Here is a 15,117-nt window from a genome sequence, read left to right as displayed (position 1 = left end):
ATGTCTCGTGCTCCTGAAAGAAAGCTTGGAAGTACAGTCGACGATAGACAATCCGAGCTGTACATCTCGAACCTGGGCATGCCTATCAAGGAGGACACCGAACCTGACAGGTGCATTGGACTGCGGCATGTCGAACATGATCTCAAGCCGTTACTTTTCCCCAAGCACAAGTTGGCGCTGCACACAGAGATATTCTTGTACTGGAACGGCCCGACGCCAGAGGACTACCTGATTATCGACGAGAGCAATGCGAATAACCCGATGCATACCTTGACCGTGTCCAAGGAAAACATTCTGCCGGAGTGGGCTACTGCCTACTGCACCATTGAGGAGCCCGGAAACGGCCTCGTCGACACCAACCGGCTCAGGCTTCGGATCAAGCTCAACCGTCCCGGCAAAGAAGACCCGGACGCTGACAAACCGGGCCATCAAGGACTGGTGTTCTTCCTCCCCGAAGATCTCGAGGCGGGCGCAGTGATAGACCCCGAACGGGCCAGGCTTGGGGTCGTTCTTGAAGTCCAGCCCTACGAATACATGGCCGAATTCGATACCTGCACAATTGCCTGGGGTTCGAAGCTTATCAGTCATGTGGTAACCCCCAGGGAGGTCGGCAGACGGTTCCAGGTAACGGTTAATGAGAGCGTCATCCGTGCCGCCGGCAGCAACCCTTTCCTGCCCATCGCCATGCAGGTCGTTGATGCCGTGGGCAACAATCCGGTCTTCGACCCCGAATCGGACGCAAATTGGTCACCACCAACCTGGGCAAATGTGGACCTCGGTACTCGGCCACTTGAAGCACCTTTTCTTGAGCAGCCAGGAGACGTTGTCGACTTGAAACGGCTCGGGGACGCGGCGCAGAAGATCAAACTGTTCCTTGATCCAACAGTGTTCAAAAAAGGCGATCGAGTACGCCTGGATTGGGAGGGTCGAGACGCAGAGAACTTTCCTGTGCCCTACAGCGAGGAAAAGACCGTCGAGCGCACCAATAGCTTTATGGAGTTCTATGTCCCGAATGAAAGAGTCAAGGCCCTGGGCGGCGGCGTCTCAATGCTGTCTTGCAGCCTTCATTCGCTGAACACCGACGATGTGCGTGTTTCGATGAAGACGCGTGTGAGCGTACGCGGGGCCGCCAGTCCCTGGCAGGCGCCCCGTGTCCAGGAATCCGCGGCTGGCTATCTCGATCCGAGTGTTCCTGAGGCGACGGTGGTCATAGTCGCTCCCGACGGATGGGCGGCGTCGACCCGGATTCGTCTGGTGTGGGTGGGTGGCTCGGTGATCTACACCCAGGAATACACGCTGGGGGCGATCCCCGCGGATCGCGTCCTGGTGTTCAAGGTCGACGGCGAGCATATCGAACGTTTCAATACCCTGCTCACCGAGCTGTATTACGAACGCGCGGACCGGCCATCAAGCCGTGAGTCGCTGCGCTTGCAATTACAGATAGGCAAGCCTGCCAGCGCGCTGCCCCAGGCACGGGTTGAAAGTACCCGTACCGAGCAGCAAGTGCTGGTGATACTGCCTTTTACCGAAACCGAACCCGGAGACGCCGTGACATTACAGTGGATTGGTGACCAATCGAGAACCACGGTACCGAACACACTGGATTCAGAAACGGCTGGCCGGGAACTGCACATTCCGATCCCAGTGAATGACCTTGAGGAGGGGGAAATCGTACGGGTGTATTACAGCCTTATACGACGAGGCCAACCCGTCCGTTATTCGAAGCTGCTTGTGTGGGTAATGGGCTACGGTGCTGGATGCCAACCATCAGTTGAACGACCGAACCTGCCCTAAAAACTCGAGCACCAGCGCATTGACCCGTTGCGCCTGCTCGTTCTGGATCCAGTGACCGCAGTTGGCCAGGCTATGCAGTTCAAGGTCAGGCACCCACTCAGGCATGCGCTTGAGCGTGTGGGCCTCAAACACCCCGACCGGATCGCGGTCGCCAATCAGGAACAGGGTCGGCTGCAACACCTGGCGGCCGGCGAGGAATTCGGTGCGCTGCCAGTTGCGCTCGAAATTACGGTACCAGTTCAACGGGCCGCGAAAGCCGTGTTCAGCGAAGGTTTGCACGTACACGTCGAGGTCTTCCTGAGTACACCAGGGCGGCAATGCATCGGGCGTTGAAGTGCCCTCAAGCAACGTGGCGGTGGCCGGTTTCTGCTGTAGAAACACATCCTGGTCCTGCATGAACAGGCGCAAGGTGCGTTCGATATCGGCATCCAATTCCTGCTCGGCTACACCCGGTTCCTGGAAATACAGGATGTAATTGAAGCGGTCGGCATACAGCTCGCGCATGATCTCGATCACCGGCCGCCGAGCACGCCCGGCGAAAGGCACGGACATCGTGATCAACCGAGTGACGCGCTCCGGCTCGAGCAACGCCAGGTGCCAGGCCACCACGGCGCCCCAGTCATGGCCGACCATCACGACCTGTTCGTGCCCGAAATGGTCCATGGCCTGCTGGATATCGCCGCACAAGGTCATCACGTCGTAGTCGGCTATCTCGGCGGGTGCGCTGGATTGGCCGTAGCCGCGCATTTCAGGGGCAAATACCCGGTAGCCTGCGGCGGCCAGCGCGGGTATCTGTTCACGCCAGGAGTGCCAGCACTCGGGAAACCCATGGAGCAGCCAGATGGGGCGGCCCTGTTCCGGCCCCGCGACATGCACCCATAGCTCAATACCGTTTACAGGGATCTTTTGCGCGGGCAGTTGGCTCATGGGCGGGGCCTTTCCTGGAGGTTTTTGCCTAGCCTGGGGGATCCGTCGTGCAAGAACCAGCATTATTGATGGCAGGAATAGCTCAATAAACCGTCCACCATTCCGGCAACAACTGGCGGACCCGCGCCTCCCCGAACCGATCATCCATCAACATCACCACACCCCGGTCGTGCTGGCTGCGGATCACCCTCCCCGCCGCCTGCACAACCTTTTGGATGCCGGGGTACAGGTAGGTGTAGTCGTACCCTGCGCCAAAAATCGCCGCCATGCGCAGTTTTATCTGCTCGTTGACCGGGTTGAGTTGCGGCAATCCCAGGGTGGCGATAAATGCGCCGATCAGGCGTGTGCCCGGCAAGTCGATGCCTTCACCGAACGCGCCGCCCAGCACGGCAAAGCCGACGCCTTGGCTGTGCTCGGTGAATTGATCGAGAAAGCCTTGGCGTTCGGCCTCGGCCATGCCCCGCGACTGTTGCCACAGCGGGATCTGCGGGTGTGTTTCGGCGAGCAGTTGCGCCACCTGTTGGAGGTAATCAAAGCTTGAAAAAAACGCCAGGTAGTTGCCCGGTTGCCGGGCGAACTGGCGGGCGATCAGCTCGACAATCGGCGCCAGGGAGGCTTGGCGATGCACGAAGCGGGTGGAGATGTCGTCGACGATGCGCACGTGCAGTTGTTCGGCCTTGAACGGCGATTCCACGTCGACCCAGGCGGTGTCCGCTGGCAATCCCAGCAGGTCGGCGTAATAGTGGCGAGGGCTCAAGGTGGCGGAAAACAACACGCTGCTGCGGGCCGCCGTCAAGCGCGGCCGGATGAATTCGGCAGGCACCACGTTGCGCAGGCACAGGGTCGAACTGCTGCGTTTGCCGCCGAGCTGGCGCTTGCTGATGTCGAAGATAAAGTGCTCGTTGAACAGCTCGGCGACCTTGGTAAATTGCAGGGCTTCGAAGTAGAAGGCTTGCAGGTCACCGCTGAGGGCTTCGGGGTGGTCGTTGAAGTAATCGCCCAGGGCGCTGGTGCACAGGCTCAGGGCCTGAAGCAGTTTGTCCGGGCGCACGGTGTAGGCCTGGTACGGCGCGAGCTGGTCCTTGTGCAAGGCGTTCCATTCACGGTTGAGGCGCTGCAGGGGTTTCTTCAGCGGCTCGGGCGCGGTGTCGCGCAGGGTCTTGAGGCTGTACTGGTCGAGGCTGGCGCTGTACATCGAACGGGCGCGTTCGACCAGATTGTGGGCTTCGTCCACCAGCACCGCAGCGCGCCATTGGTTGAGTTGGGCCAGGCCAAAGAGCATGGCGCCGAAGTCGAAATAGTAGTTGTAGTCGGCGACCACCAGGTCGGCCCAGCGCGCCATTTCCTGGCTCAGGTAATAAGGGCATACCCCGTGAGCGAGGGCGACATCGCGCAGGTTGCGCTGGTCGAGCAGGCGCACCTTGGACGCGGCGATGCGTGCGGCGGGCAGGCGGTCGTAGAAGCCTTTGGCCAACGAGCAGGCGTCGCCGTGGCAGGCTTTGTCCAGGTGTTCGCAGGCCTTGTCCCGCGCCACCAGTTCGAGAACGCGCAGGGGCAGGTCGCTGCTGGCATGCAGCACCGTGGCGGCATCGAGGGCGAGTTTGCGACCGGGGGTCTTGGCGGTAAGGAAAAACACCTTGTCCAGTTGCTGGGGCGCCAGGGCCTTGAGCAGCGGGAAGATCGTGCCGATGGTCTTGCCGATGCCCGTGGGCGCCTGGGCCATCAGGCAACGGCCGGTGCTGACAGCCTTGTACACCGACTCGGCCAGAGTGCGTTGGCCGGGGCGAAAATCGGCATGGGGAAAACGCAAGGTCTGCGCCGCAGCGTCGCGCGCTTCGCGGTGCTGCATTTCCTGGCGGGCCCAGCCGAGAAACAGTGCACATTGCTGATTGAAGAACGCTTGCAGCTCGTCCGCCTGGAAACGTTGATCGAGCAGGGTCTCGCCTTCGCCGACGATATCGAAGTACACCAGCGCCAGGTTGATTTCCGTAAGGCCCAGCTTCTGGCACATCAACCAGCCGTACACCTTGGCCTGGGCCCAATGCAGTTGCCGGTGGTTGGCGGGCTGGGCAGCCAGGTCGCCGCGATAGGTCTTCACTTCTTCCAGGCGGTTGGCGTCCGGGTCATAGCCGTCCGCCCTGCCCCGCACCTTGAGCTGCTGGTAGTCACCTTCAAGGGCCACTTCGTTCTGGTAGTGCGCGCTGCGCCGCGACGCGACGGTGCGATGGCCCGCTATGCCTTCCTGGGCGCTGGGCGACGGGGTAAAGCGCAGGTCCAGGTCGCCCACCTTGGCGGTGAACTCGCACAGCGCCCGCACGGCTACGCTGTAGCTCAAGCGGGTTGCTCCGCCCAGCGTACGTAGCAGACGGTGACGGGCATCTGGTATTCGCCGCAGAACTCCAGCCAACGCAACTGGTTGTCCTGCAGGCGGTCGCCAGGGCCCTTGACCTCGATCATGCGGTAGGTCTTCTGCGCCGGCCAGAACTGGATCAGGTCCGGCATGCCGGCACGGTTGGCGCGGATGTCCAGCAGCAATCGTTCGAACCAGTAGCGCAGGTGTTCAGCCGGCAGGCAGGCCAAGGCTTGTTCCAGCAGGTCTTCACTGAGCAGGTTCCAGAACACAAAGGGCGACTGGATCCCCCATTTATCGAGGTAGCGTTGGCGGATGGTGGTCGTGTAGCGCCCGTCCTGCAGTTGCGCAAAACACGCGTCAAACAGGGGGACGCGGCGCGCGTGGAAGTCTTCGCTGTGCAGGTCCGCCGGCCCACGCTGGAACGGGTGGAAAAACGCCCCCGGCAGCGGCGCGAAGATCGCATCCCAGCACAGCAGGCCGAACAGCGAATTGATCAGGCCGTTCTCGACGTAGTGCACCGGTGCATCAGGTGCGCTCAGGTGAGCCTGGACACAGTACTCCACCGACATCAACGGTTCCGGTAGCGCAAGTTCCAGGTCCAGGCGCGTGACTTCGCGGGATTTGAGCGTCGGCAGCCGGGGTTCGCCCAGCTTGCGGCGCAGGCGGGGCATCACGCGCAACAGGTGTTGCTGTTCGGCGGCACTTTCCGGTGCCTGTTGCGCGACGCTTGCCAGGGCCATGGCCTGGGCGTAATCCTCCTGGCGCTCCAGCACGCGAATCAGCCGCGCGCGGGCGCCGGGGTAGGCGCAGGTGCGGTAGATCTGCTGCGCCAGGTCCAACTCGGCACTGCGCTCGCAATACTGGCCGAGCTGGAACAACAGCTTGGCCCGGCGCTTTTCCAGCCAGGGGTTGTCGGTGTTCAGCGTGGCCACTTCAGCCAGCACCTGCGCCAGCGCCTCACCGCGTTCAAACGCCTGCTGGCATTGGTGCAGGAACAGAAAACCGTGCACGTCGGCGCGACTGCGCAACCCCCGCGATTCGGCGCAGAACTCGACTTTTTCATAGGTGTAGATGCCCAGGTCGGCGAGCACGAACTCGGACCAGTCCTGGTGCAGGTTGCCGAAAAACATCAGCCGCAGGCGGTCGCATAACTCCATCACGGTGAGGCTGTACAGCGTGTCGGCGAGGTCCGGGCACCAGTCGGCGAAACGGCGCGTGTCGGTGAACTGCGCCGCCAACCCTTCCAGCCAATCGACCTTCTTGCCCTTGGGCTGGCCGATCCAGGGGGCGAAGGTGCTGAGGATCTCGCCTTTTTGCAGCAAGGCGAATAATGCTTCAAATGCCAGAAGATGGTTGTCGTCCACCCATCCCAATTCCCGCAAAGGCGCGGCAGCGGCATGGGGGCAACCGATCTCCACGTAGTGCAGCTTGCCCGCGCGAAAATGCACGCCCTTGCGCATCACCATGCGCACCAACAGCGCCTGGGAGGCTTGCGGCAACCTGTCGAATTGCTGAATGAAATGCTGTTCGTCAGGGTCGAGCAGATCGGCATAGCGTTGCCCCAGCCAATGCAGGACCTGGCGGAAGTTATGCAGGTAATAGAGCGGGTTTTCGAGGGGATTGGCCATGGTACGCATTGGTCGAATACTGGTTATGCATACAGAGTGCCGTCGTAAATGCGGTGTTGCAATCGGTAATAGATAAATGGCACACGCAACTTTTTGCATAAAAATGATCAGATGGGGAGTCGATGGCGTAACATTTGTCGCCCGCGTCCCTGGCGTGGGATTTTTCAGGGTTAAAGGTAAGGGTTATGAACATGAAGAATTTGGGGCTGCCGCTGGTTGCACTCACTTTTCTGGTATTGGCCGGTTGCGCGACGCAAACCGTAGTGACGCTGCAAAATGGCACGCAGTATTTGACCAAGGACTCTCCAAAAACCAAGACGGCCGACGGGTTTTATGAGTTCACCGATATCGCCGGCAAGCGCATCCGCGTCAAAGCCGACGATGTGGCCACGGTGCGCAAGGAAGACTGATTTCCAGCGGCCCGCACTGATCAAATGTGGGAGAGGGCTCGCCCCCTCCCACCGTTTTAACCGATCACAATCCCCTCCCCCGACAAGCCAACTACCCCCACCAACGTCACCGAGTCCGCGCCAAAACTGATCACCGTATCCCCGCCCACGACCTTGGCGTGATCACGGTAATCCGCACTCCCGTCAACGTCCCTGAACACCAGCTTGTCCGTTGCTTGATAGCCGATAATCCGGTCCTGGCCAAACGGCCCGCTGAACAAAAAGGTGTTATGCCCGCTGCTGTCGCGGATCGTGTCATTGCCCTTGCCGCCCTCGATAAAGTCCGCGCCCTTGCCGCCCTGGATCAGGTCATTGCCGTCGCTGCCAATGATGTAGGTATCGCCCTTGTGCGGTTCGGCATTGCGGTTGAGGTCCTGCACCCAGGTGGTGGCGCGTGCCGGGTCGGACAGGTTGGCGACGATAATCGTCGAGTCGCGGCTCATCTGCCCATAGAACCCGGACTCGAGGATGCGCGTCATCCCGTCGCCATACCCCGTAGGCAAATGGGAGATCCAGGTCGGCAGGTTGGTGATGGAAAACGGCAGCACATTCCACAGCGTCGAAGCGTAGTGGTCGTTGAAGCTGACGATATTGTCGGTGGTCGATTCATGGGGTTTGTCATGCACGCCCAACGACGACCAATTGAAGGATGAGCCGTCCAGCGCCCGGAATACCGGGTCGTTTTCGTAGCCGATATTCAGCACCTTGTCGCCGGCGCTCTGGGTCGGCGAGGCGTAGGCCAGGTAGTTGGCGTCCTGGTAGAAACCTGCCCATTTGCTGCTGCTCAAGTCGGCCATGCTGTTGACCGCCAGGCCGCCCAGGCTGTGGCCGCTGACCACCACGTCGTGGCCGCTGAGGCCGTGGGCACTGGCGTAGTCGGCGACGTTCTTGAGCAGGCCGCCAAAGGCTTCGCCGGCGTAGTTCTTGGCGTAATCCTTGGGCCCCAAGGCCGCGAGCAGATCGCTGACCAGATCGCCAATGGAGTCGCTGACCAGCGTTTCCCGAGGGCCCGACGTACCGCGAAAACCGATACCGATTTCCAGCAGCTTGCCGGCGTCATCGTACTTGCCCAGCACCTCGACCTGGGCCGTGGTGTATCCGGCTTTTTCGCCGAAGAACGTGCCGCGGGCGTCGACCTTGCCGGTATAGCCCAGGGTGCTGGCGCTGATGGGCGTCCAACCGGCTTGTTGCACGGCCTCCAAGGCGGCTTTCTCCGAATCCGGGTTCCAGGGAATGCCGGGAATCACGCCCTGGGAATCGGTGCTGCCCAGCAGTGCACCCACCAGCGTGGCGGGCAAACCGAGCCCCAGGCCGTTGTGCTGGTAGCCCACGGCAAAGCCGTTATCCAGGTTGTGGTAGGTATACAGCGTGATCGCCATGGCATCGGCGAACAACGCTTTGGAGCCCTCGGCCCCGAGGTTTTTATAGTCGAACACACCCATGGTATTGCCTCTCTGTTGTTGGAATTGTCGAGAAAGTCAATTAATGCGGTGCCGGCCCGAACGCCTCATCCACCTTGGCCAGGTCGGTGTCGCGCAGGTTGCCGGCGTAGTAATGCAGTTTGGTCCAGGCCATCAGGTAGTCGTAACGCGCCTGGGCCAGGTCGCGCCGCGTGCTGTAGAGCTGTTGCTCGGCGTTCAGCGCATCGAGGTTGACCCGCTCGCCACCGAGGATGCTCTGCTGGGTCGACACCACCAGCGCTTCTGCGGAGGCCAGGGCCTTTTGATAGGCGCGCAGTTTGCTCACGCCCGACAGGCACGCGCTGAACTGCCGACGCAGTTCGATCAGGGTCTCGCGGGTCTTGCCTTCCAGTTCGTACTCGGCCTGTTCCATGGCGCGGCTGGCCTGGCGGGTGGACGCAGAGATGCCGCCACCGGCATACAACGGCAGGCTCACTTCGACGCCGATCGTGTTGGTGTCGTAGCGCTGGTTGTAGGTGTTGCCGCTGTCGGACTCCTGCTGGCGCGAACTGGCATACGCAGTGACCTTGGGCAGGTGCCCGGCGCGGTTACGCTCCACTTCATAACGGGCGACTTCCAGGGCATGGCGCTGGGACGCCAGCGTGGGGTTGTTGCTGATCGCCAGTTCATGCCAGGTGTCGTAGTTCGCTGGGGTCAAGGTGAACGCGGCGAAGCCTTCGTTCAACGGGGCGAGGTCGTCGATGTTGACGCTTTGCACACCGATCAGCGCGCCCAGTTCTCTAAGCGAGGCATCCTGTTCGTCCAGCGCCTGGATCTCTTCGGCGGTGGCCAGTTCATAGCGCGACTCGGCTTCGAGGATATCGGTGCGGGTGCCCTCGCCCTGCTGGAACAGGTGCCGGTTCTGCTGGAACTGCTGCTCGAAGGCCTTCTTCTTGGCCCGTGCGATGTCGATCTGGTCCTGGGCAAACAGCGCCTGGGTGTAATAGCTCAGCACCCGCACCAGCAGCGCCTGGCTCTTGTCGCGAAAGCTTTCATCGGCGAACAGCGCCTGGGCCACGCCCTTGCGGTAGTTGGCGTATGCCTCATAGTCGAACAGCGGCTGTTGCAGGCTGAAGGTCGAGCCGTAGCTGTTGTAGTTGCGGTCGTCGTGGTAATTGCCGCCGCGCCCGTCGGGCAAGGTGGCCTGGGAGTTGTTGCGGCCCTTGTTGTAGTTATACGACAGCTTGGGCAGCAGGCCTGCGCGGCCGATGGTGCGGTTTTCCAGGCCGGCGTCGCGCTCCTTGATCGCACCGAGAAACACCGGATCGTTACGCAAGGCCTGCTCGTACACATCGAACGGGCCCATGGCGGCCTGGGCATGGACGCAGGTGCACAGCAAGGCGATGAACACAGCTTTCATGCTCATTCCTCGGTCAACGCGGAGCCGGCGCGGTCGAGCAGCGGCTTGAACAGGTAATTGAGCAAGGAACGTTCGCCGGTGCGTACGAACATCTCGGCGGGCATGCCCGGCTTGATCACCAGGCCGTGGAGGGTCTCCAGCGCCGCCTCGCTGACGGTGGTGCGCAGCACGTAATACGGCGCGCCGGTTTTTTCGTCGAGCATCTGGTCGGCGGAAATCAGGCTGACCTCCCCCGGCACACGCGGGGTGCGGCTCTGGTTGAAGGCGGTGAACAGGATATCCACCGGCAGGTGCGTGCCGACCTTGTCCACCAGGTGCACCGGCAAATGCCCTTCCACTTCCAGGCGCGTGCCCTGGGGCACGATTTCCAACAGGGTTTCACCGGCACGCACCACGGCGCCTTCGGTGTGCACGCTGAGGTTGACCGCAATGCCGTCGGCCGGTGCGTTGATCTCGCTGTGTTGCAGATCGAAGCCGGCCGAGGTGAGCTGCTGCTCGAGGGTCAGGCTGCGCAATTGCGCGTCGGCCAACTGGCTGCGCACGTCCTTCTGGTATTCCTCACTGTGCTGCTGCAATTTCAGGCGCGATTCAAGGATGCCCTGCTCCACCCGGCCGCTTTCGCCGGTGTTCTGCGCCAGGTCCTGTTGCACCTGGGACAGCTGGCGTTGGTACTCCATCAGCCGGTTGCGCGGGATATAGCCGTTGTCGGCCAGGGGTTGCAGGTTGCTCAGTTGGTCGCGCAGGGACTGGGCCTGGGCGGTCAGGTCGCTGCGGGCGCGGCGCATGCCGTTGAGCTGCGCGGTGGCGCCCTCGATATTCGCACGGATGCCCGCCTGTTCACGGGCAAAGGCTTCGCGACGGCTGCTGAACAATTGGCGCTGGCCTTCCAGGACCAACGCCAGTGCCGGGTCGGGGTTGCTGCTCAGCTCGGCGGGAAAGGTGATAGCGGATTGATTGTCGCGCTCGCTCTGCCACCGCGCGACGCTGGCCCAGGCCATGCGGTACTGGGCCTGCAGGGACTGCACGTCAGCCTGGTGCTGGGTCTGGTCGAGACGGAACAGCGGCTGGCCTTGCTTCACAAGCTCACCCTCCTTGACCAGGATCCGACTGACCACGCCGGGGCTGAAGGTTTGCACCGCCTTGCGTTTGCCCGACACCACCACCGTGCCCTGCACCGGGATGCCCTGGTCCAGGGGCGCCAGGCTGGCCCAGAGGAAAAAGCCACCGGCACCGACCACGGTCAGCAGCCAGCCCATGCGCGCAAAGAACCGGGCGTCGCGCTCTTTGAAACGTGGTTCAACAGTGATACGGCTCATGCGCCTGGATTCCTTCCGGCTTGATACTGACGGCTGAAACTCACACCGGGTTTTTCCTTCGGTGCTTCCTGCTGGCCCGATAACGCTCGCAGCACGTCCTGGCTCGGCCCGAATGCCTGCAAACGCCCTTCGTTGAGCACCAGCAATTTATCGGCCTGGGCCAAGGCCGAAGAACGATGGGTCACCAGTACCACACTGCTGCCCTGGGCCTTCATCTGCACAATGGCGCTGGCCAGCGCGGCTTCGCCGACGGTGTCGAGGTTGGAATTGGGCTCATCCAGGACGATCAAGCGCGGCCCGCCGTACAGCGCACGTGCCAGGGCTACGCGTTGTTTCTGGCCGCCGGACAGACCACCGCCGTTATCGCCGAGGACCGTGTCATAACCGTGGGGCAGGCGCAGGATCAATTCATGCACGCCGGCTTGCTGCGCAGCTTTCACTACCAACTCGGGGTCGGCCTCGCGAAAACGTGCGATGTTGTCGGCGATGCTGCCGCTGAACAGTTCGATGTCCTGGGGCAGGTAGCCGATGTGCGGGCCGAGGTCGTCGCGGTCCCAGCGGTGAATGTCCGCACCGTCCAGGCGCACGGTGCCGGCCAGGGTCGGCCACACGCCCACCAGCACGCGGGCCAGGGTGGATTTGCCGGAGCCGGAGGCACCAAGCACGCCGAGCACTTCGCCGGCGCCAAGGGTGAAGCTGACCTGATGCAAGGTGGGCATCCGCCGCCCGGGCGGCCCCGCGCTGACCTGTTCGAAGCTGACCTGGCCCTTGGGTGCGGGCAATTTCATCTGCTCCACTTCCGGCGGGAACTCGCGCAGCAGTTCGTCCAGCCGCTGATAGGCCAGCTTGGCCGAACTCCATTGTTTCCATACCGCAATCAACTGGTCGATGGGGCTGAGTACACGGCCCATCAGGATCGAGCCCGCGATCATCATCCCGGCGGTCATGTCGCCCTTGATCACCAGCAGCGCGCCCAGGCCCAGCACCAGGGATTGCAGGCACAGGCGCAGGGATTTGCTCAACGAGGTGATCACCGAGCCGGTATCACTGGCTCTGTTCTGCAAACCCAGGAACTGCGAATGCACAGCAAACCAGCGGTGGCGCAACGCGCCGAGCATGCCCATGGCCTGGATGGTTTCGGCGTTGTGCAAATGGCTGGTGGCCAGCTGCGTCGACTGCTGGGAGAAGCCACTGGCCTCGCCCAATGGCTTCTTCGTCAGGTATTCGTTGAGGCACGCAAGGCCGATCAACAGCACTGCGCCGGCGGTGGCCAACACCCCGAGCCAGACGTTGAAGAGGAAAATCACCAACAGGTAGATGGGAAACCACGGCGCATCGAAGAACGCGAACAGCGCCGGCCCGGTGATGAATTGGCGGATATGGGTCAAGTCACCCAGGGATTGCCCGGCATGCCCCTGGCCGCGTTGCAGGTTGCGCTCGAACGCGGCCTTGTACACGCGCAAGTTGAAACGCCGCTCCAACTGGCTGCCGATGCGGATCACGATAAAACTGCGGATGACCTCGAGCAGGCCAATAAAGGCAAAGAAGCCCACCACCATCAGGGTCAACATCACCAGGGTGGTTTCATTCTGCGAGGAGAGCACACGGTCATACACTTGCAGCATGTAGATCGACGGCACAAGCATCAACAGGTTAATCAACGCGGTAAAACAACCGACGCTGATCAAGATGCTCTTGTATTCACCCAGCGCCTTGAATAAAGGCGCAACCGCATGGGGCCTGGCCATAGGTTCTGATCTTCCTTGAATCAAATTACGCGCATAAGTTTGCCGTCCTCCGCGATAGAGGCCGCTCAACTAATGAAATCGAGTTATAGGCTTATAACAACAACTAAGGCACTCGTTTTAATTCAACCACGGTGCCGGACTTCGTCCGCGCCTGATACTCACCGTCTTTCTGACGATTCAAATGGGTGATCCCGCTGCCTTCGGCATTGAACAGCCAGATACCGTCGGGTGTGGGCGACCAGGTCAGGGGCTTGTCCCCCAGCCACTGCGCCACACAGGCCACATCGCCGCCCAAAGCATTGGCCTGCTCGAGCAGGTCCAGTGCACACACCTGATCCTGCTGGTGCAACTGCCAATGCCCGGCCAGTTGGGCGCTGGTGGGTAAAACAAGACTGCTCGCCATTGCGTGGGCTCCTGCCGACACGAACATCACCTGCAACACGCAGGCGATCACATTGTAAAAACGCTGCATCTGTACGCTCCAGCCTGGAGGCGCGGCGCTTGCGCGCCGCGCCCGTGCATCATGCCACGATGTCGCTGACCGCTGCCTGGCCGACGGTGGTGACGAGGAAATCCGCCACGCCGTGCCCGGAGAAGTCGACGGCCAGGGTGCCCAGGTTGGTGCCTGCCGCGTAGGTCAATACCGCATCGCCGGCATGCCCGGTGAAGGCATTGACGAAGGTCAGGCCGGCCCCTTTGGTGATGCCGCTGAGGTCGATCTTGTCGGAGCCCGAGGTGAAGTCAAAGATCTTGTCCGCCGCCCCTGGCTTGGAATCGGAACTGGCGCCGAACACAAACGTGTCGTTGCCCGCGCCGCCCCACAGTTGATCCGCGCCGCCGCCACCGTAGATGAGGTCGTTGCCGGCCCCACCCTTGATCACGTTGGCCGCGTTGTTGCCGATGATCAGGTCATTGCCCGCGCCGCCGAACGCGTTCTCGACCGTCACGCCCTTGGCGATGGAGACGTTGCCGACCAGGCCGCCAACATCGGAGAACGAGGCCTCATTGAGGTTGATCTTCTGGTTCTGGGTGAAGCCGGAGAAGTCCAGGGTGTCATTGCCGCCACCGTCCCAGACCGAGAACACCAGCTTGTCGGCGTTGGAAGTGGCGCTGAGGAAATCACGCCCGGTGTTGGAGTTGAACCCGTAGGTGGTGTCGCCGGCGCGGGTGTTGTAGTTGGCACCGTAGAGCTTCTGGATCGCGGCGATGTCGTCGATCAGCGGGCCGGAGGCATAGGCTTCTACCCCGCCTTTACTGAAGTTCTGGTTGGTGTTGCTCTCGCTCCAGTAACTCATGAGGCTGTAGCCGCGCGTGTCCTGTCCATAGGTCGCGTCGTTGTAGGTCGGGGCGCCTTCGCCGGCGTTGTAGTCGCCAGGGTGAGCCAGGCCCAGGGTGTGCCCGATTTCGTGGGTCAGGGTCTGCCGGCCGTAGTTGTTCAGGTCCGGGGTCTTGTTCGGCGTGTAGCTGTTGTTGGTCAGGTACCACGAGGTGCCGTCGTAGCCTGCACCGGTGCCGGGCAGGTAGGCGAAGGCTGCCGCGCCGTCCTGGCCGCTGCTGTAGTTGCCGAATGTCATGTGGCCGTCACCGCCGCTGGCTTTCTCGGTGAAGGTGACGTTGGCCACGTCCGACCAGGATTGCATGGCCAGGGCGGCCTGTGCTTTCTGCTGGGCGTTGAACTGGCTGAAGCCCGAGATGCCATGTTTGTTCATGGTGCTCGAGGACGCCGAGGTCAGGAAGGTGTAGGTCAGGTCGATCTTGCCGTTGCCGTCAAAGTCCCGGTACGCGGCGCCGTCGCGCAGCAGCTGGGTGGCCGCCTGGTCAACGGTGTAGGAGGGTTTGCCATTGATCGTGAGGTTGCCGCCACGGTCATACAGATGGCTGAAGCTATCGATTTGCGAGTAAGCGGTGCTGGCTTGCGCCGCTGACACGATAGCCTTGTCTTTTGCTTTTGACATAAACGTACTTCCTTGTTTGCAAATGCATCAGTCTTGGGTCGATAGGAATCCCGTGGGCGAGATCGTCCTATCACTCGCCTCTTTTGAAGGCGTCACGAAACTGACACAACTTGAAATCTTTCGTCTA

Annotated in this window: 11 protein-coding genes; 2 read left to right on the top strand and 9 right to left on the bottom strand. The window is 61.6% G+C overall.

Going from position 1 to position 15,117, the window contains the following annotated elements:
• Positions 1-1,794, top strand: a complete 1,794-nt coding sequence (locus tag B9N88_RS20190) for a hypothetical protein (RefSeq protein ID WP_027605788.1) — start codon at positions 1-3, stop codon at positions 1,792-1,794.
• Here B9N88_RS20190 and B9N88_RS20185 read toward each other — a convergent pair.
• From B9N88_RS20185 to B9N88_RS20175, 3 genes are all read right to left on the bottom strand, one after another.
• Complete coding sequence (locus B9N88_RS20185; RefSeq protein ID WP_027605787.1) at positions 1,768-2,721, bottom strand: alpha/beta fold hydrolase; 954 nt, start codon at positions 2,719-2,721, stop codon at positions 1,768-1,770. The two genes, B9N88_RS20190 and B9N88_RS20185, sit on opposite strands and share 27 nt — an antisense overlap.
• An 82-nt stretch (positions 2,722-2,803) precedes the next feature.
• Positions 2,804-5,056 (bottom strand): ATP-dependent DNA helicase, encoded by a 2,253-nt coding sequence (locus tag B9N88_RS20180; RefSeq protein WP_027605786.1) that lies wholly within the window; start codon positions 5,054-5,056, stop codon positions 2,804-2,806.
• Positions 5,053-6,702, bottom strand: coding sequence for a VRR-NUC domain-containing protein (locus B9N88_RS20175; RefSeq protein WP_027605785.1), 1,650 nt, complete (start codon positions 6,700-6,702; stop codon positions 5,053-5,055). The genes B9N88_RS20180 and B9N88_RS20175 overlap by 4 nt, the downstream gene beginning before the upstream one ends.
• A gap of 185 nt (positions 6,703-6,887) precedes the next feature.
• On the opposite strand from B9N88_RS20175, the gene B9N88_RS20170 reads away from it, so the two are divergent.
• The gene (locus tag B9N88_RS20170) at positions 6,888-7,112 is read left to right on the top strand and encodes a YgdI/YgdR family lipoprotein (RefSeq protein WP_027605784.1); all 225 of its coding nucleotides are present in this window, start codon (positions 6,888-6,890) and stop codon (positions 7,110-7,112) included.
• Between the two features lie 56 nt (positions 7,113-7,168).
• On the opposite strand, the gene B9N88_RS20165 is transcribed toward B9N88_RS20170, so the two are convergent.
• The 6 genes from B9N88_RS20165 to B9N88_RS20140 all read right to left on the bottom strand — a co-directional run bounded on the left by B9N88_RS20165 (position 7,169) and on the right by B9N88_RS20140 (position 14,990).
• Positions 7,169-8,593 (bottom strand): polyurethane esterase, encoded by a 1,425-nt coding sequence (locus B9N88_RS20165; RefSeq protein ID WP_027605783.1) that lies wholly within the window; start codon positions 8,591-8,593, stop codon positions 7,169-7,171.
• Positions 8,594-8,633: 40 nt separating this feature from the next.
• Complete coding sequence (locus B9N88_RS20160) at positions 8,634-9,971, bottom strand: TolC family outer membrane protein (protein WP_027605782.1); 1,338 nt, start codon at positions 9,969-9,971, stop codon at positions 8,634-8,636.
• A 2-nt stretch (positions 9,972-9,973) separates the two neighbouring features.
• Positions 9,974-11,287 (bottom strand): HlyD family type I secretion periplasmic adaptor subunit, encoded by a 1,314-nt coding sequence (locus tag B9N88_RS20155; protein ID WP_027605781.1) that lies wholly within the window; start codon positions 11,285-11,287, stop codon positions 9,974-9,976.
• A complete protein-coding gene (locus B9N88_RS20150) occupies positions 11,284-13,035 on the bottom strand; it encodes a type I secretion system permease/ATPase (protein ID WP_027605780.1) in 1,752 nt (583 codons plus the stop codon). The genes B9N88_RS20155 and B9N88_RS20150 overlap by 4 nt, the downstream gene beginning before the upstream one ends.
• 103 nt (positions 13,036-13,138) lie before the next feature.
• Positions 13,139-13,507, bottom strand: a complete 369-nt coding sequence (locus B9N88_RS20145) for an AprI/Inh family metalloprotease inhibitor (RefSeq protein WP_027605779.1) — start codon at positions 13,505-13,507, stop codon at positions 13,139-13,141.
• A 49-nt stretch (positions 13,508-13,556) separates the two neighbouring features.
• Positions 13,557-14,990: a serralysin family metalloprotease gene (locus B9N88_RS20140; RefSeq protein ID WP_027605778.1), complete on the bottom strand. Its 1,434-nt coding sequence runs from the start codon at positions 14,988-14,990 to the stop codon at positions 13,557-13,559.
• Between the last annotated feature and the right edge of the window lie 127 nt (positions 14,991-15,117).

This window comes from Pseudomonas sp. LAMO17WK12:I1 (assembly GCF_900177315.1).
Classification (GTDB): Bacteria; Pseudomonadota; Gammaproteobacteria; order Pseudomonadales; family Pseudomonadaceae; genus Aquipseudomonas; species Aquipseudomonas marginalis.
The sequence above is the reverse complement of the archived record's forward strand: the minus strand, read 5'-3'. Positions and strand labels throughout refer to the sequence as shown.

Bases quoted from the DNA above. Each gene is read 5' to 3' on its own strand.
- B9N88_RS20160 (WP_027605782.1), bottom strand. From the start codon at position 9,971: ATGAAAGCTGTGTTCATCGCCTTGCTGTGCACCTGCGTCCATGCCCAG.
- B9N88_RS20190 (WP_027605788.1), top strand. From the start codon at position 1: ATGTCTCGTGCTCCTGAAAGAAAGCTTGGAAGTACAGTCGACGATAGA.
- B9N88_RS20175 (WP_027605785.1), bottom strand. From the start codon at position 6,702: ATGGCCAATCCCCTCGAAAACCCGCTCTATTACCTGCATAACTTCCGC.
- B9N88_RS20145 (WP_027605779.1), bottom strand. From the start codon at position 13,507: ATGCAGCGTTTTTACAATGTGATCGCCTGCGTGTTGCAGGTGATGTTC.
- B9N88_RS20155 (WP_027605781.1), bottom strand. From the start codon at position 11,287: ATGAGCCGTATCACTGTTGAACCACGTTTCAAAGAGCGCGACGCCCGG.
- B9N88_RS20150 (WP_027605780.1), bottom strand. From the start codon at position 13,035: ATGGCCAGGCCCCATGCGGTTGCGCCTTTATTCAAGGCGCTGGGTGAA.
- B9N88_RS20185 (WP_027605787.1), bottom strand. From the start codon at position 2,721: ATGAGCCAACTGCCCGCGCAAAAGATCCCTGTAAACGGTATTGAGCTA.
- B9N88_RS20165 (WP_027605783.1), bottom strand. From the start codon at position 8,593: ATGGGTGTGTTCGACTATAAAAACCTCGGGGCCGAGGGCTCCAAAGCG.
- B9N88_RS20140 (WP_027605778.1), bottom strand. From the start codon at position 14,990: ATGTCAAAAGCAAAAGACAAGGCTATCGTGTCAGCGGCGCAAGCCAGC.
- B9N88_RS20170 (WP_027605784.1), top strand. From the start codon at position 6,888: ATGAACATGAAGAATTTGGGGCTGCCGCTGGTTGCACTCACTTTTCTG.